Annotated in this window: 18 protein-coding genes; 9 read left to right on the top strand and 9 right to left on the bottom strand. The window is 60.2% G+C overall.

Going from position 1 to position 17,971, the window contains the following annotated elements:
* Window positions 1–34 precede the first annotated feature (34 nt).
* The 5 genes from ACA047_RS10775 to ACA047_RS10795 all read right to left on the bottom strand — a co-directional run bounded on the left by ACA047_RS10775 (window position 35) and on the right by ACA047_RS10795 (window position 5,045).
* A complete protein-coding gene (locus ACA047_RS10775) occupies window positions 35–1,384 on the bottom strand; it encodes an APC family permease (protein ID WP_497359140.1) in 1,350 nt (449 codons plus the stop codon).
* A gap of 74 nt (window positions 1,385–1,458) precedes the next feature.
* Window positions 1,459–2,211: an N-formylglutamate amidohydrolase gene (locus ACA047_RS10780; protein WP_497359142.1), complete on the bottom strand. Its 753-nt coding sequence runs from the start codon at window positions 2,209–2,211 to the stop codon at window positions 1,459–1,461.
* A complete protein-coding gene (locus ACA047_RS10785; RefSeq protein ID WP_497359144.1) occupies window positions 2,195–3,547 on the bottom strand; it encodes a type I glutamate--ammonia ligase in 1,353 nt (450 codons plus the stop codon). The genes ACA047_RS10780 and ACA047_RS10785 overlap by 17 nt, the downstream gene beginning before the upstream one ends.
* Window positions 3,544–4,188 carry a cysteine hydrolase family protein gene (locus ACA047_RS10790; RefSeq protein ID WP_497359146.1) on the bottom strand — a complete coding sequence of 215 codons (645 nt, stop codon included), beginning with the start codon at window positions 4,186–4,188 and terminating at the stop codon, window positions 3,544–3,546. Before ACA047_RS10790 ends, ACA047_RS10785 begins: the two co-directional genes overlap by 4 nt.
* Window positions 4,189–4,190: 2 nt before the next feature.
* Complete coding sequence (locus tag ACA047_RS10795; RefSeq protein ID WP_497359148.1) at window positions 4,191–5,045, bottom strand: MurR/RpiR family transcriptional regulator; 855 nt, start codon at window positions 5,043–5,045, stop codon at window positions 4,191–4,193.
* A 298-nt stretch (window positions 5,046–5,343) separates the two neighbouring features.
* Here ACA047_RS10795 and ACA047_RS10800 point away from each other — a divergent pair, with 298 nt between their 5' ends.
* Window positions 5,344–5,919 carry a histidine phosphatase family protein gene (locus ACA047_RS10800; RefSeq protein ID WP_497359150.1) on the top strand — a complete coding sequence of 192 codons (576 nt, stop codon included), beginning with the start codon at window positions 5,344–5,346 and terminating at the stop codon, window positions 5,917–5,919.
* Window positions 5,919–6,674: a precorrin-6A synthase (deacetylating) gene (gene cobF / locus ACA047_RS10805; protein WP_497359152.1), complete on the top strand. Its 756-nt coding sequence runs from the start codon at window positions 5,919–5,921 to the stop codon at window positions 6,672–6,674. The genes ACA047_RS10800 and cobF overlap by 1 nt, the downstream gene beginning before the upstream one ends.
* An 89-nt stretch (window positions 6,675–6,763) precedes the next feature.
* On the opposite strand, the gene ftrA is transcribed toward cobF, so the two are convergent.
* Complete coding sequence (ftrA, locus tag ACA047_RS10810; RefSeq protein ID WP_497359154.1) at window positions 6,764–7,723, bottom strand: transcriptional regulator FtrA; 960 nt, start codon at window positions 7,721–7,723, stop codon at window positions 6,764–6,766.
* Between the two features lie 100 nt (window positions 7,724–7,823).
* On the opposite strand from ftrA, the gene ACA047_RS10815 reads away from it, so the two are divergent.
* The 4 genes from ACA047_RS10815 to ACA047_RS10830 all read left to right on the top strand — a co-directional run bounded on the left by ACA047_RS10815 (window position 7,824) and on the right by ACA047_RS10830 (window position 11,304).
* Window positions 7,824–8,258 (top strand): rhodanese-like domain-containing protein, encoded by a 435-nt coding sequence (locus ACA047_RS10815; protein WP_497359156.1) that lies wholly within the window; start codon window positions 7,824–7,826, stop codon window positions 8,256–8,258.
* 262 nt (window positions 8,259–8,520) lie between these two features.
* Window positions 8,521–9,300 carry an ABC transporter substrate-binding protein gene (locus tag ACA047_RS10820; RefSeq protein ID WP_497359158.1) on the top strand — a complete coding sequence of 260 codons (780 nt, stop codon included), beginning with the start codon at window positions 8,521–8,523 and terminating at the stop codon, window positions 9,298–9,300.
* 110 nt (window positions 9,301–9,410) lie between these two features.
* Window positions 9,411–10,523 (top strand): M14 family metallopeptidase, encoded by a 1,113-nt coding sequence (locus ACA047_RS10825; protein ID WP_497359159.1) that lies wholly within the window; start codon window positions 9,411–9,413, stop codon window positions 10,521–10,523.
* Window positions 10,524–10,587: 64 nt separating this feature from the next.
* On the top strand, window positions 10,588–11,304 hold the full coding sequence (locus ACA047_RS10830) for an alpha/beta hydrolase (RefSeq protein ID WP_497359161.1): 717 nt from the start codon (window positions 10,588–10,590) through the stop codon (window positions 11,302–11,304).
* A gap of 63 nt (window positions 11,305–11,367) precedes the next feature.
* Here ACA047_RS10830 and ACA047_RS10835 read toward each other — a convergent pair whose 3' ends face one another.
* Together ACA047_RS10835 and ACA047_RS10840 are read right to left on the bottom strand one after the other, a co-directional pair.
* Window positions 11,368–11,955, bottom strand: a complete 588-nt coding sequence (locus ACA047_RS10835) for a DcrB/PsbP domain-containing protein (protein ID WP_497359163.1) — start codon at window positions 11,953–11,955, stop codon at window positions 11,368–11,370.
* A gap of 315 nt (window positions 11,956–12,270) precedes the next feature.
* Window positions 12,271–13,203 (bottom strand): LysR family transcriptional regulator, encoded by a 933-nt coding sequence (locus tag ACA047_RS10840; protein ID WP_497359165.1) that lies wholly within the window; start codon window positions 13,201–13,203, stop codon window positions 12,271–12,273.
* Window positions 13,204–13,315: 112 nt separating this feature from the next.
* On the opposite strand from ACA047_RS10840, the gene ACA047_RS10845 reads away from it, so the two are divergent.
* From ACA047_RS10845 to ACA047_RS10855, 3 genes are all read left to right on the top strand, one after another.
* Complete coding sequence (locus ACA047_RS10845; RefSeq protein ID WP_497359167.1) at window positions 13,316–13,813, top strand: DMT family transporter; 498 nt, start codon at window positions 13,316–13,318, stop codon at window positions 13,811–13,813.
* Window positions 13,814–13,950: 137 nt separating this feature from the next.
* Entirely contained in the window at window positions 13,951–15,381 is a 1,431-nt protein-coding gene (locus ACA047_RS10850; protein ID WP_497351847.1) for an IS1182 family transposase, read from the top strand.
* 270 nt (window positions 15,382–15,651) lie between these two features.
* Window positions 15,652–16,539, top strand: a complete 888-nt coding sequence (locus ACA047_RS10855) for a serine hydrolase domain-containing protein (RefSeq protein ID WP_497359169.1) — start codon at window positions 15,652–15,654, stop codon at window positions 16,537–16,539.
* A 163-nt stretch (window positions 16,540–16,702) separates the two neighbouring features.
* Here ACA047_RS10855 and ACA047_RS10860 read toward each other — a convergent pair whose 3' ends face one another.
* The gene (locus ACA047_RS10860; protein WP_497359171.1) at window positions 16,703–17,557 is read right to left on the bottom strand and encodes an aldo/keto reductase; all 855 of its coding nucleotides are present in this window, start codon (window positions 17,555–17,557) and stop codon (window positions 16,703–16,705) included.
* Between the last annotated feature and the right edge of the window lie 414 nt (window positions 17,558–17,971).

A 17,971-nucleotide genomic window follows, 5' to 3' on the forward strand; every position in this document is an offset into this window, starting at 1 on the left:
ACCGCGGCCGGCCGAACCCTTCGACCACCGGACCTCATTGACCGGACGGCTCAGGCAAGGCAGTACGGGTGCCGAATTTATTGAGCACGCACAGATAAACCACGCCGGCGGCAACCCAGATCAGGCCGAGTTTCTGCGCATCCACGCCCATGTTGTACATGATCGCCGCGACGATAACGAATCCGACCAGCGGGCAGAGCAGATGGCGAATCACCTGACCGGACCGCTGGCGGCGCCAGTAATGATTGATCACGGTGATGTGCAACAGCATGAAACCGCTCAAGGCACCGAAATTGACCAGAGAGGTCAGGGTGTCCACGGCATTAATGAACAGGTAGCAAATCAGCAGCGACAGCACCGCCACCAGATAAATGCTCAAGTACGGGGTGTTGTGTTTCGGATGGACCTTGGCCAGCACCTTGGGCAACTTGCCGTCCCGGGCCATGCCGAACAACAGGCGCGACACGGCGGCTTGCGAGGTGATCGCCACGGCCACGCCCCACGCCAGGGCCGTGGCAACAGCGGTCAAGGTCGCCAACCAACTGCCGGCCGCCAATTCGGCGATTTCATAGAAAGCGGTGTCGGCGGACTTGAAGCCCATGCCGGCCGCCAGGTCAGTGGCGATCCAGGTCTGCACCACGAAAATCGCGCCCATGACCAGCAAGGTCACCAGCGCCGCTTTGCCGACGCTGCGGCCCGGGTCGCCCTTGATTTCTTCGGCCAGGGTGGAAATGGCATCGAACCCCAAAAACGACAACACGGCGATCGACACGGCTTGCATCAACAGGGCGAAGTTGAAGTGCTCCGGGCTGTACAGCGGGGCCAGGGTCAGTTGGCCGTTACCGGCACCGCCGTGCAGGGCATTCCAGGCGTAGAACAGGAAGATCCCCAGCACCACCAATTGCGCCAGCAGAAAGATAATGTTCATTCGCGCGGTGAAGGTGATGCCACGCAGGTTGACGAAGGTCGCACTTACCAGAAACGCGAGGATGAAACCGACCTTGGGAATGTCCGGGTACAAATGATTCAGCGCCATGGCCGCGTAGACATACAGCAGCGGCGGGATCAGCAGGTAGTCTAGCAACATCAGCCAGCCGGCGATGAACCCTACGTGTGGGTTAAGACCCCGTTGCGCGTAGGAATAGACGGAACCCGCCACGGGGAACGCCCGGGCCATGCTGCCATAGCTCAATGCGGTGAACAGCATCGCCACCATGCCGATGATATACGCCAGCGGTACCATCCCCGGCGCCTCGGCGTTGACGTAGCCATACACGCCGAACGGTGCGATGGGGATCATGAAAATCATCCCGTACACCACCAGATCCGTCAGCGACAGGCTGCGCTTCAACTCCTGTTTGTAGCCAAATGCCTCGATACTCATAAGCCGTTCTCCTTCTCAGCTGTGTGTTGGTTGCTCTTGCTTGCCGCTTGTGGCTAAAAACTTGCTGTTGATTCCTACAACAATGGGGCCAGATAAGCGCTCCAGGTCCGCACCGCCTCGGGGCTGCACAGCAGGTCGTTGCGTACTTCGACCAACACCGAGTCGAGGCCGCGTGCATCGCCGTGCACCGGGACCGTCATGTCGCTCAACGGGTTGATCTTGTAGGGTTGGTTGCCCGCCACTCGTAGTGAATGCCGGCTCAGCCCGTCGACGATGCGCTGGGCATAATCCTTGGCCTCGCCGAACAGCACGCCGGCCTCCAGGGCGCGCGGCTGGCCGTAGAACACTGGCGTGAAACTGTGGATGCCCACCACTCGCACCGGCCGGTTGGCGGCCAGGCGCTGGTCGATCAACGCCCGCAGTTGGTCATGGAAGGGGTGGAACAGGCACTGCCGACGATATTCACGCGTGGCCTCGTTCAGGGTCTGGTTACCCGGGATCTGGTAAATCTCGCTCTGCAACGGGATGCTGTCCGACACGTGTAGCGGGCGGTTCAGGTCGATCAGCAGCCGTGAATAATTGGCCAACAGTAAGGTCGCGCCGAGGGTTTCGGACAGGCGTTCGGCCAGGTCCCGCGCACCGATGTCCCAGGCAATGTGTTCGTGGGCCGCTGTCTCATCCAGCCCCAGGTCGTTCAGCACGTCGGGAATGAGCCGGCTGGCGTGTTCGCACACCAGCAGCAACGGGTGCTCGGAGTCTTTCCGGACCAACCGATAGGCCGGTTCGGTGTAAAGACCCGCTTCAGCACACTCAATAGATTCGCGCATAGTGCTCACACCATTGGGCCGGTGACAGTGCCTGGGTCAAGGCCAGCTCCTGGGCCTTGAGGGCGAAGTAGGTTTCGACCAGTGGCCCGGGCAGCGCTTCGAGCAGCGCGCCGCTGTGGCGCAGGCAATCCAGTGCCTGGGTGAGGGTCGTCGGCAGGGCGATAATGCCACGGGCCCTGCGTTGCTCTTCATTCAATTCGTCGGGTATTTCATCGGTGACAGCATTGAGCGCCAGCCGTTGTTCGATGCCCAGTCGCCCGGCGATCAGCAGCGCAGCCATCGCCAGGTGCGGCGAGGCGGTGGCGTCCATGGCGCGGAACTCCAGGTTGTACTGGTTTGCTATTGGTTTCCCTCCCAGGCTCACCGTCGGGCAGATACGCAGCGCCGCTTCGCGGTTTCGCTGCCCGAGGCAGGCGTAGGAGGCGCTCCAGTGATGGGGTTGCAGGCGCTCGTAGGACACCGGCGTCGGCGCGGTCAGCGCACACAGCGCGGGCAGATAATGCAGGACACCGGCGGCCCAGTGCCGGCCGAGGCTAGACAAGCCGTTGACGCTTGCGGCGTCGTGGAGCACGGGCTCACCGCTCAGGTCTTGCAGGCTCAGGTGCAGATGCACACCGTTGCACACGGCATGTTCCGAGGTCTTGGGGGCGAAGCTCACCTCCAGGTCCATTTGCCGGGCGATCTCGCGGGTGATTTCCCGCACGTTCACCGCACGGTCGGCGGCGGCCACGCCCAGGGTCGGGCGGCAGGTGATTTCGTACTGATGCTTGCCGTATTCAGGCAGGAACATCTCCGGTTCGACGCCGCCGGCACGCAGGGCGCTGAGTAACCATCCGGCGAACCCGGCCTGCTGGCGCTGGGCCTGGAGGCTAAAAGCCAGGCGATCGGGTTGGGGCAGGGAGGTATTGAGGCTGAACTCATGTTCAAACGCGGCGAAGACCTGCAAGCCCAGCTCGGCGCGATAACGTTCCACTTCGTCGTGTAATAGCGTGCGCGGGCAAGCGCCCCAGGGCCGGCCGTCGGTTTCTCGCACGTCGCAATGGATGAAATCCAGGGCCGGGGCCTGAGCGTCGGGGCCGTTGCTGACGGTCACCCGGCTGGACAGGTCGGGCACCAGCCGCAGATCGCCATAAGCCCCCCAGGGGTTGGTCGACGCGATGATGTCCTGGGGCGTCAGCGCGCTGTTGGCCGGCACCCAGCCGCAACCGGCGATGAGGTAGTGGGGCAGTTCATCGCTGGGAAACGAGCGCCCGCGGGTCACACCGATCAGGTCGGTACAGGCCAGGGTGGTGACGGGCAGCGGTGCCAGGGGCGCTGCGGTATCAAGGTGGCTCACGGCTGCATCTCCTGCAAACGACCGAGTACGCTGTCGGTATCGGTGATCCAGCAATAACCCTTGATCGCGTTCAGGCAGGCCAGATGCCGTTGTTCGGTGTAAGTGGCGCAGGCATCTTCCACCAGCGTGACCAGATAGCCGCGGTCGGCGGCGTCGCGCACGGCCATGTCGACGCATTGGTCGGTGACGATGCCAGCGATGATCAGGTGGCGGGTCTGCAGGTTGCGCAGCACATAGTCGATGTTGGTGGAATTAAAGACCCCCGAGGACGTCTTGGGCAGCACGATTTCGTTTTCCAGCGGCGCCAGCTCGGCGATGATCTGCGCCTCGGGGCTGCCCTTGGGCAGGTGCATATCCGACAGCTTGTGGTCCAAGGAGCGGTCGCGGCCATCGGCGGTGAGGCTTTCGATGTGGGTGTGCAGCACATTTTGCTGCGCCACTCGCATCGCGTTGAGCAAGCGCTGCTGATTGGGAATCACCTGCTGGCGGGCCCGACGGATGAAATACTCGGCCTCGGGCGCGTCCAGATGGGCATCGAATTGCGGTTCCAGCCAGGCGCGTTGCATGTCCACCAGCAGCAATGCCGTGTGGTCGCAGGTGAACGGCAAATCCCGGGGGGAACGGTGGGGGAGTGAGAACATCCTTATTTTTCCTCCAACAGGTGCGTGTTGAATTCCGTACGCAAGGCGTCGATACCTTCCAGGCGTTCGGCCAGGTCAGGGCATTGCAGGGTCAGGCAGGCGATCAGTGCCTCGACCTGGGCCAGCGCCGGTACCAGGCTGTCGAAGGCCGAGACCGATTCCACCGGGGCGCTGATGATCAGGTCAGCCAGCTCTCGCAACGGCGAAGCGTAGACGTCGCTGAACAGCACGACCCGGGCGTGACGTTCCTTGGCCGCGCTGGCCACGCGCAAGGCTTGGGCCTGGTAGCGACGATAATCGAAGATCAGCACCAGGTCCTGGCGCTGTACGTCGAACAGCCGGTCGGGCAACTGGGCGTTGTCTTCCAAGGCAAAACAGCCGGCGCGCAGCAGGCGCAAGTGGTTGAGCAGGTAGTCGGCCAGGAAGCTGCTGAAGCGCCCGCCGAAGCAATGCACCTGATGTCGACTGTCGAGCAACCATTGCACAAGAATGCGCACGTCTTCGGGTTGGGTCAGGGCCTGGGTGTCGATGAGCGCACGTTGACTGGCCGCCAGGTATTGGCTCCAGGTGTCACCTTGCTGCAATTTGGCCCGTGGTTGTAACAGGGTGCGGGGGGAGCGCAGGCGATGGTCCATGTCACTGAGCAGCGCCTCCTGGAATTCGGCATAACCACCAAATCCGAGTTTTTTCACCAACCGTACGATGGTCGGGTCGCTTACACCGGCATGGTCCGCCAGGCGCGACATCGGGCCCAGGCCATTGCGCGGATAGTGATCAAGCAGTGCACGTACGACCTTGCGTTCCGACGGCGTCAAAACCAGGCCGGGATCGGTAATCAGGTCTCTGAGAGGCGGCATCCGTGCTCCTTGCCTGGATGGGTGTTGGATTTCTTTCATAACTGATGAAAATAGTATTTATGTAGCTGGTGCTACATGTCCAGCGCTTTTTACGTTCCGTTTAAAATACCCGTAAATGGTGCGAAACCCTTGTAGGAATGGGCCTTAGCTGCATGGGTCAGGTACGTCAGTCAAGGCTTCTGGCAGTGTCAGACATAACGCCTTTTTGTCTCGGTTATTTGATTTCATATAAGGTGCTGTACAAGGAAAAGTGTGAGCATTGCGCCCATAAACCCTTCCAATTGCCTGAGAACCCTGCGTGCAAACAACCCGTCTGACCCTGATCTGTCATGCCCGCACCGTCGCTCAGAAACACGCGCGCTTCGGGCTGGAGGAGCCGCTGGACGCCGACTGGCTGGCGCAGCGCCCGGATGCCGGCCACGGCTACCGGAACGTCCGGCAATTGCTCTGCGGGCCGGAATTGCGCACGCGCCAGACGGCCGCGCTGTTCGGCGACGAGCCCCGCGTGGTTCAGGCTTTGGCCGATTGCGATTTTGGACGCTGGCGCGGGCTCTCCATCGATGAGTTGCTCAAGACCGAACCGCAAGCACTGCAAGCCTGGCTCGACGATTGCGAGGCCGCGCCCCATGGCGGCGAATCTGTCGCCCGGTTGTGTCGCCGTGTCGGGGCCTGGCTGGCAAGCCTGGAAGCCCAACCGGGACAGTTGCTGGCGGTCACCCATCCGTTCGTGATCCGCGCGGCCCTGCTGAATGTATTGCATTGCCCGCCCGCCACGTTCAACCGGATCGACATCGAACCGCTGTCCGCCATCGAGTTGCGCTTCAACGGGGTGTGGCGATTGCGCACCCAGGGGTCTGGCCAGGAGTCACCGTAATGAAGAAGTTATCCATCATCGGCATCGGTGCGGGCGATCCGGATTACCTGACGATGCAGGCGGTGAAAGCCTTGAATCGGGTAGACGTGTTCTTTCTCATGGACAAAGGATCCGCCAAGAACAAGCTGTTGGACCTGCGACGCGAAATCTGTCGGCGCTACATCGTTGATCGTACGTACCGCTTCGTTGAAGCCTACAGCCCTGAGCGTCAACGCGGCGACCTGGGCTACACCGCCAGTGTCGAGGATTTGAACCGTGCGAAGCAGGCCACCTTCGAAAGATTGATCGATGAAGAACTGTCTGATGGGCAGTGCGGTGGTTTTCTGGTGTGGGGCGATCCGTCGTTGTACGACAGCACCGTGCGCATCCTGCAAGCGATTCTCGACGCGGGTCGCTGTGCCTTCGAGTTCGAGGTGATACCCGGTATCACCAGCGTCCAGGCCCTCGCGGCGCGACATAAAGTGCCATTGAACAGCATCGGTGGTTCGCTGGAAATCACCACCGGCCGCCGGTTGGCGGCGGGGCAGGTGGGGGAGGCGGCGAGCGTGGTGGTGATGCTCGATGCCGAGGATGCGTACCGCCAGGTGAGCGATCCGGATACGCACATCTACTGGGGCGCCTACGTGGGGACGCCGGATGAGATCCTCATCGCCGGTCGGTTGGGGGACGTGGCCGATGACATCGAGCGCACGCGCAAGGCCGCGCGGCAGGCTAATGGCTGGATTATGGATACTTATTTGTTGCGCAAGCCTTGATACCCGAGGTTTGTGTCTGAACACTAACCTTGTGGCGAGGGGTTAAATCCCCTCGCCACAACCCCATTCGCTTATTGAGCTAGCCGGATTCACCCCCGCCCAAACCGCTCGCGATACACCGACGGCGCCAACCCCACCACGCTGCGAAACGCCACGCGAAAGCTCTCCACCGAACGGTAGCCACACAGTTGGGCAATGTTGTCGGTGTTGTCATCGGTGCTTTCCAGCAACTCACGGGCCCGGGCCAGGCGCTCATGTTGCAGCCAGGCCTTGGGTGACAGCCCGCAGGCCTGGGTGAAGTGTCGCAGGAAGGTTCGTTCGCTCATGGCCGCCTGACTGGCCAGTTCGCGCACGCCGAGGGGTTCATGGAGGCGTTCGCGGGCCCATTGCATGACGCCTGACAGGTCACTGCGTGGCGTGCGACTGACCGGCGACGGAATGAACTGCGCCTGACCGCCCGTGCGTTGCGGCGACATCACCAACCGGCGCGCCACGGCATTGGCGACCTGGGCGCCGAAGTCCCGCGCCACCAGGTGCAGGCAGGCATCGATGCCTGCGGCGCTGCCGGCCGAGGTGATGACTTGCCCTGAGTCCACGTACAGCACGTCCGGGTCCACCAGGACCGCGGGGAAGCTTTTGGCCAGTTCATCGGTGTAACGCCAGTGGGTGGTGGCCCCCAGCCCGTCGAGCAGCCCGGCGGCCGCCAGCACGAACGCCCCGGAGCAGATCGACAGCAGGCGTGCGCCTCGGTCATGGGCGCGGCGCAGTGCCTCAAGCAAGGCTTCGGACGGTGGCTCGCTGCGGCTGCGCCAGCCCGGCACGATAATGGTTCGAGCGGTTTCGAGCAGTTCCATGCCGCCATCGGCCAATACCTGAAAGCCGCCCATGGCGCGCATCGGGCCGTCATCGACGGCGACGATCCGGTGTTCGTACCAGGAAAAATCGAATTCGGGTCGAGCCAAGCCGAAGATCTCGACGGCAATGCCGAATTCGAAGGTGCACAGGCCGTCATAGGCAAGGATCGCGACCAGACCAGGGGTAGGCTGCATTTGGCGGAAAATTCCCACAGAGTGTCTTGTGCGCCACTGTAGCGGTAAGCCTCGGGCGGATAAAGTCTGCTCACGCCCTCATCTACTCTGGAGTACACCGATGAACAGCCTGGTTCGCCAAGTGCCTGCTGCCCCGTCCGAAATCGCCTTGGAGCATTTCAGCCGGCGTCTGACATTCGAAACTGATTGTTCCGATGTTCATGCCAGCCAACAGGCCGGCGATGTCGATTTTGTGTTGGTGGATGTACGCGGGCCGCTGGCTTACGAACGCGGCCATGTTCCCGGGGCGATCAACCTTCCAACTCGGACGCTCACCGCCCAGGCGCTGGCGGCCTATCCCAAGACGACCCTGTTTGTGGTGTATTGCGCAGGTCCGCATTGCAACGGTGCGAACAAGGCGGCAGTGCGGCTGGCGACCTTGGGTTACCCGGTCAAGGAAATGATCGGCGGTGTCATGGGCTGGCTCGACGAAGGTTTTCACTTGATCGGCTTCGTGGAACGCGTGGAGGACAAAGCTATCGGCTGCGATTGCTGAGGCCTCTTTTGCAAGCCGTTGCATGACCACCGTGGCGAGGGAGCTTGCTCCCTCGCCACGGTGCGTTGTCTGACAGATTTTTTTGCAAACGTCGTAGTCGTTAAGCAATCCTGGGTTTTTCTATAAATATTTGTCGCCTGAACACAATTCGCCCCCTGAGTGCCCCTCTAGACTCCGGCCACTTCGGTTTTTACTGACCGAACGCGGCCTACGAATCTGCCAATAATCTGCTAATAAAGAACCTGCGCACTCAGGAGAAAGAATGAAGAAGCTAGCGATATTCGGTGCCCTGGCACTGTCCGTGTTGTCTCTGTCGGCCGTGGCCGAAGACGCTAAGCCGATCCGTCTCGGGATCGAAGCCGGTTATCCACCCTTTTCGATGAAAACCCCCGACGGCAAATTGACCGGCTTCGATGTCGATATCGGCGACGCGCTGTGTGAACAGATGAAGGTTAAGTGCACCTGGGTCGAGCAGGAGTTCGACGGCCTGATCCCGGCGCTGAAAGTGAAGAAAATCGACGCAATCCTATCGTCCATGACCATCACCGATGATCGCAAGAAAAACGTCGATTTCACCATCAAGTACTACCACACCCCAGCGCGTTTCGTGATGAAGGAAGGCAGCGAGGTCAAGGACCCACTGACCGAACTCAAAGGCAAAAAAGTCGGTGTGCTGCGCGCCAGTACCCACGACCGTTTCGCCACTGAAGTGCTGGTGCCGGCGGGCATTAACCTGGTGCGCTACGGCTCCCAGCAGGAAGCCAACCTGGACATGGTCGCCGGGCGCCTAGACGCCATGCTGGCCGACTCGGTCAACCTCGACGACGGTTTCCTGAAAACCGACGCCGGCAAAGGCTTCGCCTTCGTGGGCCCGACCTACGAAGACCCGAAATACTTCGGTGGCGGCGCCGGCATTGCGGTGCGCAAGGGCGATAAGGCGCTGGCCGAGAAATTCAACGCCGCCATCACTGAAATCCGCGCCAACGGCACGTACAAGAAGGTGCAGGATAAATACTTTGCCTTTGACGTCTACGGGCATTAATTGCTGAGACGTAGTGTCCAGGTGGCCCGCCGTTGACCCGGCCGGCCACCTTTTTCATGGGCGATTGTTTTACCCTGAGCCTATCGAGATACCGCCATCCGGAGTTCCTCATGCAACGCATCGACCATACCCTGCCATGGAGCCAACTGGGCACCGAGCGCCGGCTCAGTGTGTTTCGTTACGGCCACGGCCCGCGCAAGGCGTACATCCAGGCCAGCCTGCACGCCGATGAATTGCCGGGCATGCGTACCGCCTGGGAGTTGAAGCAGCGGCTCAACACACTCGAGGCCCAGGGCCTGCTCAAGGGGGTAATCGAATTGGTGCCGGTGGCCAACCCGATCGGTCTGGATCAACATCTGCAGAGCGCTCACATGGGACGTTTCGAACTGGGCAGCGGCAAGAACTTCAATCGATCCTTCGTGGAGCTCAGCGCGCCAGTGGCGCAGCGCATTGGTGATCGCCTGGGCGACGACCCGGCCGCCAATATCACGCTGATCCGCCAGACCATGGCCCAGGTCCTGGAGGATTTGCCGGCGCCACCTTCGCAACTTGAAGCGCTGCATCGTCTGTTGCTGAGTCACGCCTGCGACGCGGACGTCACCCTGGATTTGCATTGCGATTTCGAGGCCGCGATCCACTTGTACGCCTTACCGCAGCACTGGCCGCAGTGGCGCTCGCTGGCCGCACGGTTGAACGCCGGGGTGGCGTTGCTGTGCGAAGATTCTGGCGGCAGTTCGTTCGACGAGTCCTGCTCCACGCCCTGGTTGCGCTTGGCCAGGGCTTTTCCCGAGGCCGCAATCCCGCTGGCCAACCTGGCAACCACGCTGGAGCTGGGCAGCATGGGTGACACCCGGGTGGAGCAGGCCCAGGCCAATTGCGAGGCCATTCTCGGGTTTCTGGCCGAGCAGGGATTTATTAGCGGTGATTGGCCGCCCGCGCCCACCGAATGCTGCGAAGGCTTACCGTTCGAAGGCACTGAATACCTGTTCGCGCCGCACCACGGCGTGGTGAGCTTCCTGCGCGAAGCCGGTGAGTGGGTGGAGCGGGGCGATCCTTTGTTCGAGGTGGTCGACCCGTTGAGTGATCGGGTCACCACCGTACCGGCCGGCACCAGCGGCGTGCTGTTCGCCCTGGACCGTGGGCGCTACACCCAGCCAGGGATCTGGCAGGCGAAAGTCGCCGGGCGTGAACCCATTCGTTCGGGCAAATTGAGCAACGACTGATAAGTGCTGTCTACCTCAGCGCACGGTCGTTGCCGTGCGGCTATCAAATGATGGAGGAAGATCGATGTTTAAAGCGCTCGCCCTGTTGCTGTTGCTGGTGTCGTCCGGGTTGCAGGCCCAACCTTCGTTGCACACGGACTTACCGCTCAACTACCTTGCCCACGCCGATGAGCAGGCCAAAAACCGGCCGCTGGTGATCTTTTTGCACGGCTCCGGCAGTAACGAACAGGACCTGTTCGAACTCAAGGATGAGCTGCCCCAAGACTACAACTACCTCTCGGTGCGGGCGCCGAAAACCATGGAGCCGGGGCATTACCAGTGGTTTGCCAAGAAGGGCGAGGGTGCCTATGACGGTGACACGACAGACCTGAAGGCCAGCGGCCAGGTGTTGCTGGATTTCATCGAGAAGGCGCGGGCCAAATACCAGACCGACGCGAGCAACGTGTACCTGGTGGGCTTCAGCCAGGGCGCGATGATGAGCTACGAAGTAGCCTTGCGACACCCCGACGCCGTCGGCGGCATTGCCGCGATGGGTGGGCGAGTCCTGTCAGTGCTGCGGGCTGAACTGACACCCGACCAGTCGCGCCGGACACTGGCCGTGTTCATCGGCCACGGCACGGCAGACCCGGTCATTCCCTATCACGACGGCACCGAAGCCGACACGTTCCTGAAGACCCTGGCCCTGGAACCCGAATTCCATGCCTACCCAGGCGTTGGTCACACCATCAGTGACCTGGAAGTGCAGGACCTGCGGGCCTGGCTGGAGCGGCTCAATCCCTAGGGGCTTCGTTGAATGTGTCGACGTCATCGCGAGCAAGCCCGCTCCCACTTTTTTCGGGGCAGATCACTTACCGCTGACGATCTGTTTTACCAACGCCTCATGACCGGCCTTGTCACTGGCCCGGGAAATGATCTGCACCACCGCCATGCGCGTGCCGGAGGCACTCAGCAATGTGGTATCGAGGGTTGGTCCGCCGCCCTGGGTGGCGCTGGTGTCGAGCTGACGCAGACCCAGGCCGGTGCCTTTTTGGGTCAGGCTTTTTTCGCTCAGGATCTTGGCATCCGGCAGGGCTTTGATTCGCTGGGCGGCGAAGTCGGCCATGGTCGTGTCGAGGAACGCACTGTCGTCGTCTTTCACATTCGAGCCGTCGACGATGGTGTTTTCAGCCGCAATCACCACGGTTCTACTGGTGGCATTGCTGTACATCGTACCCGTCGCCCCGGCGGTGCCTTGGGCGGCATCACCTGCGGGCAGCGGTGTCGCCGTGAAGCCCTTGGGCAGGGTGAAGGCGAACTTGCCACCCAGCATCGAAACTTTCTGTGCCGCTGCATCGCCGACGGTTTTGGGCTGTGCGGCATGGGTCGGCACCACGACCAGACTGGCGACGGCTGTCAGCAGCAGGGCGGCGGCGTGTTTACTCAGCAATGACATTGAAACTCTCCACAAAGGGTCGCGCTTGAAGGCCGATCATCCCACGGGCGTCGCACTTGACTCCAGCGCCAGTCACGACCGGGGCTCATCATTTTGCCCCGAGCCGGCGACGGGCCTCCACCTCAGATCGTGGTCGATCACACCCCTGTGGGAGCGGGCTTGCTCGCGAAGAGGCCGGCACATTCAGTATTGATGTCGGCTGATACACCGCTTTCGCGAGCAAGCCCGCCCCCACAGTGGATTGCAGTGGACCCAGAATCCAAGTCCATCACAGATTAAAATGTGGGAGCGAGCCTGCTCGCGATGGCGCAACGATCAGCGATCCCAGTAGGGCACTTCACCAAAACACTCCAGAAAGAAATCGATCACCGTGCGCACTTTTACCGACAGGCGTCGGCTGCCTGGCCAGAGGATGGCGATCTGCTGGGGTTCGAGGCTATTGGACGCTTCGTAATCGCGCAGCACCGGTATCAGCGTGCCGTTGCGCACGGCTTCACCGATCAGCCACGACGGAAACATCACCAGCCCCAGGCCTTGCTCGGCGGCTTGGGTCAGGGTGTCGGCGTGGTTGCCGGTGATCGGTCCTCGGACGCTGTAGGGCGTCCAGGCCTGGCCCGGGCGACGGAAGAACCAGCGCTGCTGGCCGCTCACGCCTTTGTAGGCCAGGCACTGGTGGGCCGCCAGCTCCTGGGGTTTAAGCGGCGCGCCATGACGGGCCAGGTAGGCGGGGCTGGCCGCGATCTGAAAGCGATGGGGGGCGAGGATCCGCGCCTGCATGCCGGAGTCGGGCAGCGGACCGATGCGAAACAGCAGGTCGGCACCTTCCTGCAGCGGGTCGACATAGCTGTCGGTCTGCTGGATATCCAGTTGCAGCTTCGGGTAGCGCTCGCACAACTGTCCCAGCCATGGCGTCAGGTGACGCTGGCCGAACACCACAGGCGCGTTGATCCGCACCCGTCCGGCTGGTTCGCTGTGCTGTTCCTGCAAGGCCTGTTCAGCCTCCTCCAACTGCTCCAGCAGCAGCCGTGCGTGATGCCCCAGCAGGCGGCCGGCTTCGGTGGGGGAAACGGCGCGGGTATGACGATAGAGCAACTGCTGGTTCAGGGCCTGCTCCATCAACTGAATCTGCCGGGAAATCGATGACGGGGCCAGGCCCTCACGCCTGGCCACCTCCGAAAAACTGCCATGGTCGAGCACCGCGACAAACAAGCGGAGCGCCTTGAAGCCAAATTCGTTGAGGCCGTACATGGACTGCTCCGCTGTGCGCATTGCGCAAAAGTGTTATCGGGATGCTCCCATTTATCGCACAGCAGTGCCAGCCGATAATGCCGGACATTCTTTCCTCGACAGGTTTTGTTTTATGCAAGCGCCTTCTCTCAATGAGGCTGCACCGACGGTGACTGCGTCCTCATCCCGGCCACTGTTGCGCTGGTTATTGCTGCCCTTGGTGATCCTGGCCGGCATGGGGTTGTCGGTCGAAGCCGGCCTGCTGGGGCCGCTCGGGGTCCAGGTCGGTCATTTGTGGGCCACCCTGAGCATCTTCGGCGTTGGTTCGGCGATTTTGTTTCTACTGTTGCTGTTGAGCGGTCGTCAGCAAGGCCCCGCCCTGAATGAATTGCCACGTTGGCAATTGATCGGCGGTTTCCTGGGGCCGATCTACGTGGTGGTCCTGACGATCGCCACGCCCCACATCGGCATTGCCATGACCATGATCGCGATCCTCTCCGGCCAGGTTGGCAAAAGTGTATTGATTGACCATTTCGGTTGGTTCGGCGCGACCCGCAAGCGGTTCAACGGCGAGCGCTGGCTGGCGTTGGCGCTGATCGTCGTGGCCCTTGTCCTGATTGCTCGAGGTTGAATATGAGTCTGTTTGTTTTATTGCTGGGGGTGGTCGCCGCCGGTGCGGTGTTGAGTATGCAGGCGGCCCAGAGTGTGTAAAAACGCTTTCGCAAACCCTTGCTATGATTTCTGAGGATTTCATCGCAGGGATCGCCCATGAAGCGCTTTATCCAAGGTGAACATCGAGGCCAAGGCACCTTCCTTCCGGCGAGCCTCGACGATTACGTCACGGATACCAATCCGGTGCGCGTAGTCGACGTCTTTGTCGACGAACTCGACCTGGTCAAACTGGGTTTCGAGGGCGCCATACCGGCTGATACTGGCCGGCCGGCTTACCATCCCGCGATCCTGCTGAAGATCTACATCTACGGCTATCTGAACCGCATTCCATCGAGCCGGCGTCTTGAACGAGAGGTCCAACGCAACGTCGAGCTGATGTGGCTGACCGGGCGTTTGATGCCCGATTTCAAGACCATCGCCAACTTCCGAAAAGACAACAGCAAGGCCATCCGAGGTGTCTGCCGCCAGTTCGTGGTGCTGTGCCAGCAGCTGGGACTGTTCGGAGAAAATCTGGTCGCCATCGACGGCAGCAAATTCAAGGCGGTCAACAACCGCGACCGCAATTTCACCAGCGCCAAACTCAAGCGGCGAATGGAAGAAATTGAATCGGGTATCAATCGGTACCTGACTGCGCTCGACGAAGCCGATCGGCAAGAACCCTCGATCGCCCAGCCTAAGGCTACTCGTCTGCAAGAGAAAATCGACAAGCTCAAAGCTCAGATGAAAGAGTTACAGGTCATTGAAACTCAACTCAACGAATCACCGGATAAACAGGTCTCACTGACCGATCCAGACGCCCGCTCCATGATGACGCGCGGCACTGGAATCGTCGGTTACAACGTGCAGACAGCGGTCGATACCCAGCACCATTTGATCGTTGCACATGAGGTTACCAACGTCGGTTCCGACCGCGATCAACTCAGCTCGATGGCCAAGCAGGCCTGCGAGGCTATGGCGTCAGAAACGTTGTCGGTAGTGGCTGATCGAGGTTACTTCAAAAGCGAAGAGATCCTGGCTTGTCACGATGCAGGCATCACTGCCTATGTGCCCAAGCCGATGACCTCTGGAGCCAAAGCGGACGGGCGTTTCAATAACGATGCTTTCATCTACGACGCGGCAAAAAACGAATACATTTGCCCGGCGGGAGAAGCACTGATCTGGCGCTATACCAACGTTGAAAAAGGCCTGACGCTGCACCGTTACTGGAGTTCGAAATGCAAGGGCTGCGCAATGAAACCGCAGTGCACACCGAGCACGGAACGGCGGGTTCGACGCTGGGAGCATGAAGCCGTACTGGAGGAAATGCAGAACAGGCTGAGCAACGCGCCGGACATGATGCGAGTCCGCAAACGTACGGTCGAGCATCCCTTCGGGACACTCAAACAATGGATGGGCGCCACGCATTTCCTGACACGAAAGCTGAACGGAGTGAGTGCGGAGATGAGCTTGAACGTCCTCGCCTACAACTTGAAGCGGGTCATGAAAATTCTCGGTACCAGCGGTTTAATGAAGGCGCTGTCGGCCTGAAGAGGTCTGTATTTTGGCCACCCAGCAAGGTAGAAGCGGTGCTAGGGGCTCCCAGGCCCTCGTGATGATCCGCAGGACTTGTTGCGAGCAATCACTCAGCTAACAACCGTCAGCGCTGCGCGCCGACGGTGCATCAGCGCGTTTTTACACACTCTGGGCCAATAGCAGTCGTTCAGGACAGTACAAACGGCTGACTTTTCACTCTGATGAAGAAGAGTGAATGAGATATCTTGTCGAGTTGTAGATCCGCTCAACATTCCAAGGAAGCCAATGCTCAGTTCACTCGTATCAAATGGTCAGCCACAAACGCCTGACCGATTAGAACTGATGGCCCCCTGGTGGAGTTTTACGAAAACAGTCTTGGCTGCGACAGCCTTATCGTTGGTACGTGACGGGCTGATCAGATTGGACGACCCAATTCTTGATCAGCCTTTCACGTTACGCCAGCTACTGCGGCATGAGGCAGGTCTGGCTGATTACGGCGAACTTGCGGAGTATCACGCTGCCGTTACGAACAGTGAGCCCGCCTGGTCGGCAAATGAAATGATGCAACGCCTTGATGGTACTCGACTTCGATACAGTCCCGGAACCGGTTGGCGTTACTCGAATGTGGGCTACTTGCTCATCGGCAGGCTAATTGAACGGCTAACTGATCTGACGCTTGATGAAGCGGTGATTCAACGGGCACTTTCCCCTCTGGGCCTGTCGAACGTTCGCTTTGCTAAAACGCGAGCAGACTTACAAACGACCCATCTTGGAAGCACCTCAAATTATGACCCCGCCTGGGTTTATCACGGCCTGTTAATCGGCCCAATTTCGCAAGCAGCGCTATTTCTGGATCGACTCCTCTGCGCAGACCTGCTCTCCACGGCCTTGCTCCAGGAAATGCAGACAGCACGAATATTGGGCGGCCCGATTCCCGGGCGCCCATGGATCAAGCCGGGCTATGGCCTTGGTGTGATGCAGGGGTCGATTGATGGCGGATATTCCCTATGCGGGCACACAGGCTGCGGGCCAGGCAGTGTCATTGCTGTCTACCGTATTTGCGACGGCGACGCATCGGCTTGTTGCGCTGCTTTTGAGGCGGGCGCCAGTGAAGGTGCCGTCGAAGCCATCGTTGTTGGACAGCTGATGCAAATTCTGCGGCAGGGGGGCTGAAGGCGTCTAAGTCTTTTTGGCATCGGCCTCATGATTCGCCGGATGACCGCTTTGGGTTGTGGATTCAACCGATCGACGCAACAGATTGGCTAAATCGTTCAGCGGGCGTTTCGTAGTTTAGTGTTTCCGAGGGCGTTGGTTCAGCCCTATCTGAGGTTCGGACTCAGATGCCTATTTCGATGGTTTCCGGGTCCGGTCCCAGGCGGCCGGTTTGCTTGAGCTGGGCAATCGCCTCAAGCTCGTGGCTGCTCAGCTCAAAGTCGAATACATCGAGGTTGGCAGCCATGCGCTGGGCATTGCTAGAGCGCGGGATCGGCACATGGCCGTTTTGCAGGTGCCAGCGCAGGATGACATGGGCAGGTGTTTTGCCGTGGTGCTGGGCGATCTCGGCGAACAGCGGCATTTTCAGCAGCTCGCCGCCTTGGCCCAATGGGCTCCAGGACGCGGTTTTGATTCCTTGCTCGCGGCACCACTTGCTTAGCTCGGCCTGGTTGAAGTCAGGATGGATTTCGATCTGGTTGACTGACGGCACCACGCCGGTGTCATCAATGATGTGGGTCAGGTGCTCGACATTGAAGTTAGACACACCAATGGAGCGCACTCGACCTTCCTGCTTCAGCCTCACGAAGGCTTTCCAGGTGTCGCGATACGCACCTTTCTTCGGGATGGCCCAGTGAATGAGGTACAGATCCAAGGTTTCGAGCCCCAGGCGCTGCATGCTGGCGTCGAATGCTCGCAGGGTGCTGTCGAAGCCCTGGTCGGCATTCCATAGTTTGGTGGTAATGAAAATCTGTTCGCGGGCCAGTTCGCTTTCAGCGACAGCGCGGCCGACCCCAGCTTCGTTGCTGTAACTCACCGCCGTATCAATATGCCGGTAACCGGCTGCCAGTGCGGCTTTGGAAGACTCGTAAGCCTGTGCATCATCCAGTTTCCAGACGCCGAAGCCCAGTTGCGGAATTTGTACGCCGTCGTTGAGAGTGATCAGTGGAGCGGATGCCATGCGAGGGACGAATTCCATGTCTATAGTGTCCTGATTAATTTTCAGGGGGGGCAAGCGAACGTGTAAGGGTAGTGCCGCGTAAAGTTGCTTTTCAAGCATGCCAGGGAATTCTTCATGTTGGTTTCATTTGTTCGCCTCGGGGTGAGTTGTAAGCAGGGAGCGAAGCGATCCCATCAAGTTCGGCAGGTGCTTCGTGATTGACCGCTTCTGGCTGTGGATTCAACCGATCGGCGGCTTTTGGCCGATAGCTGACTTTCGTGAGAGGCTGCAAACGACCCATAGCTGTCAGTCGTATCAGGTAGTAGCTGCCAAGTGAAATCGTTCACCTCGCGCTACGCGCCGTTTGAGGTGTACCTGTCATTAGCTTCCTCAGGAAAGAAGCAAGCCACCAAATTTGACAAGGACGATTTCTAGGCTACCGTCAGCCAATAT

The organism is Pseudomonas sp. LBUM1664 (genome assembly GCF_059695895.1).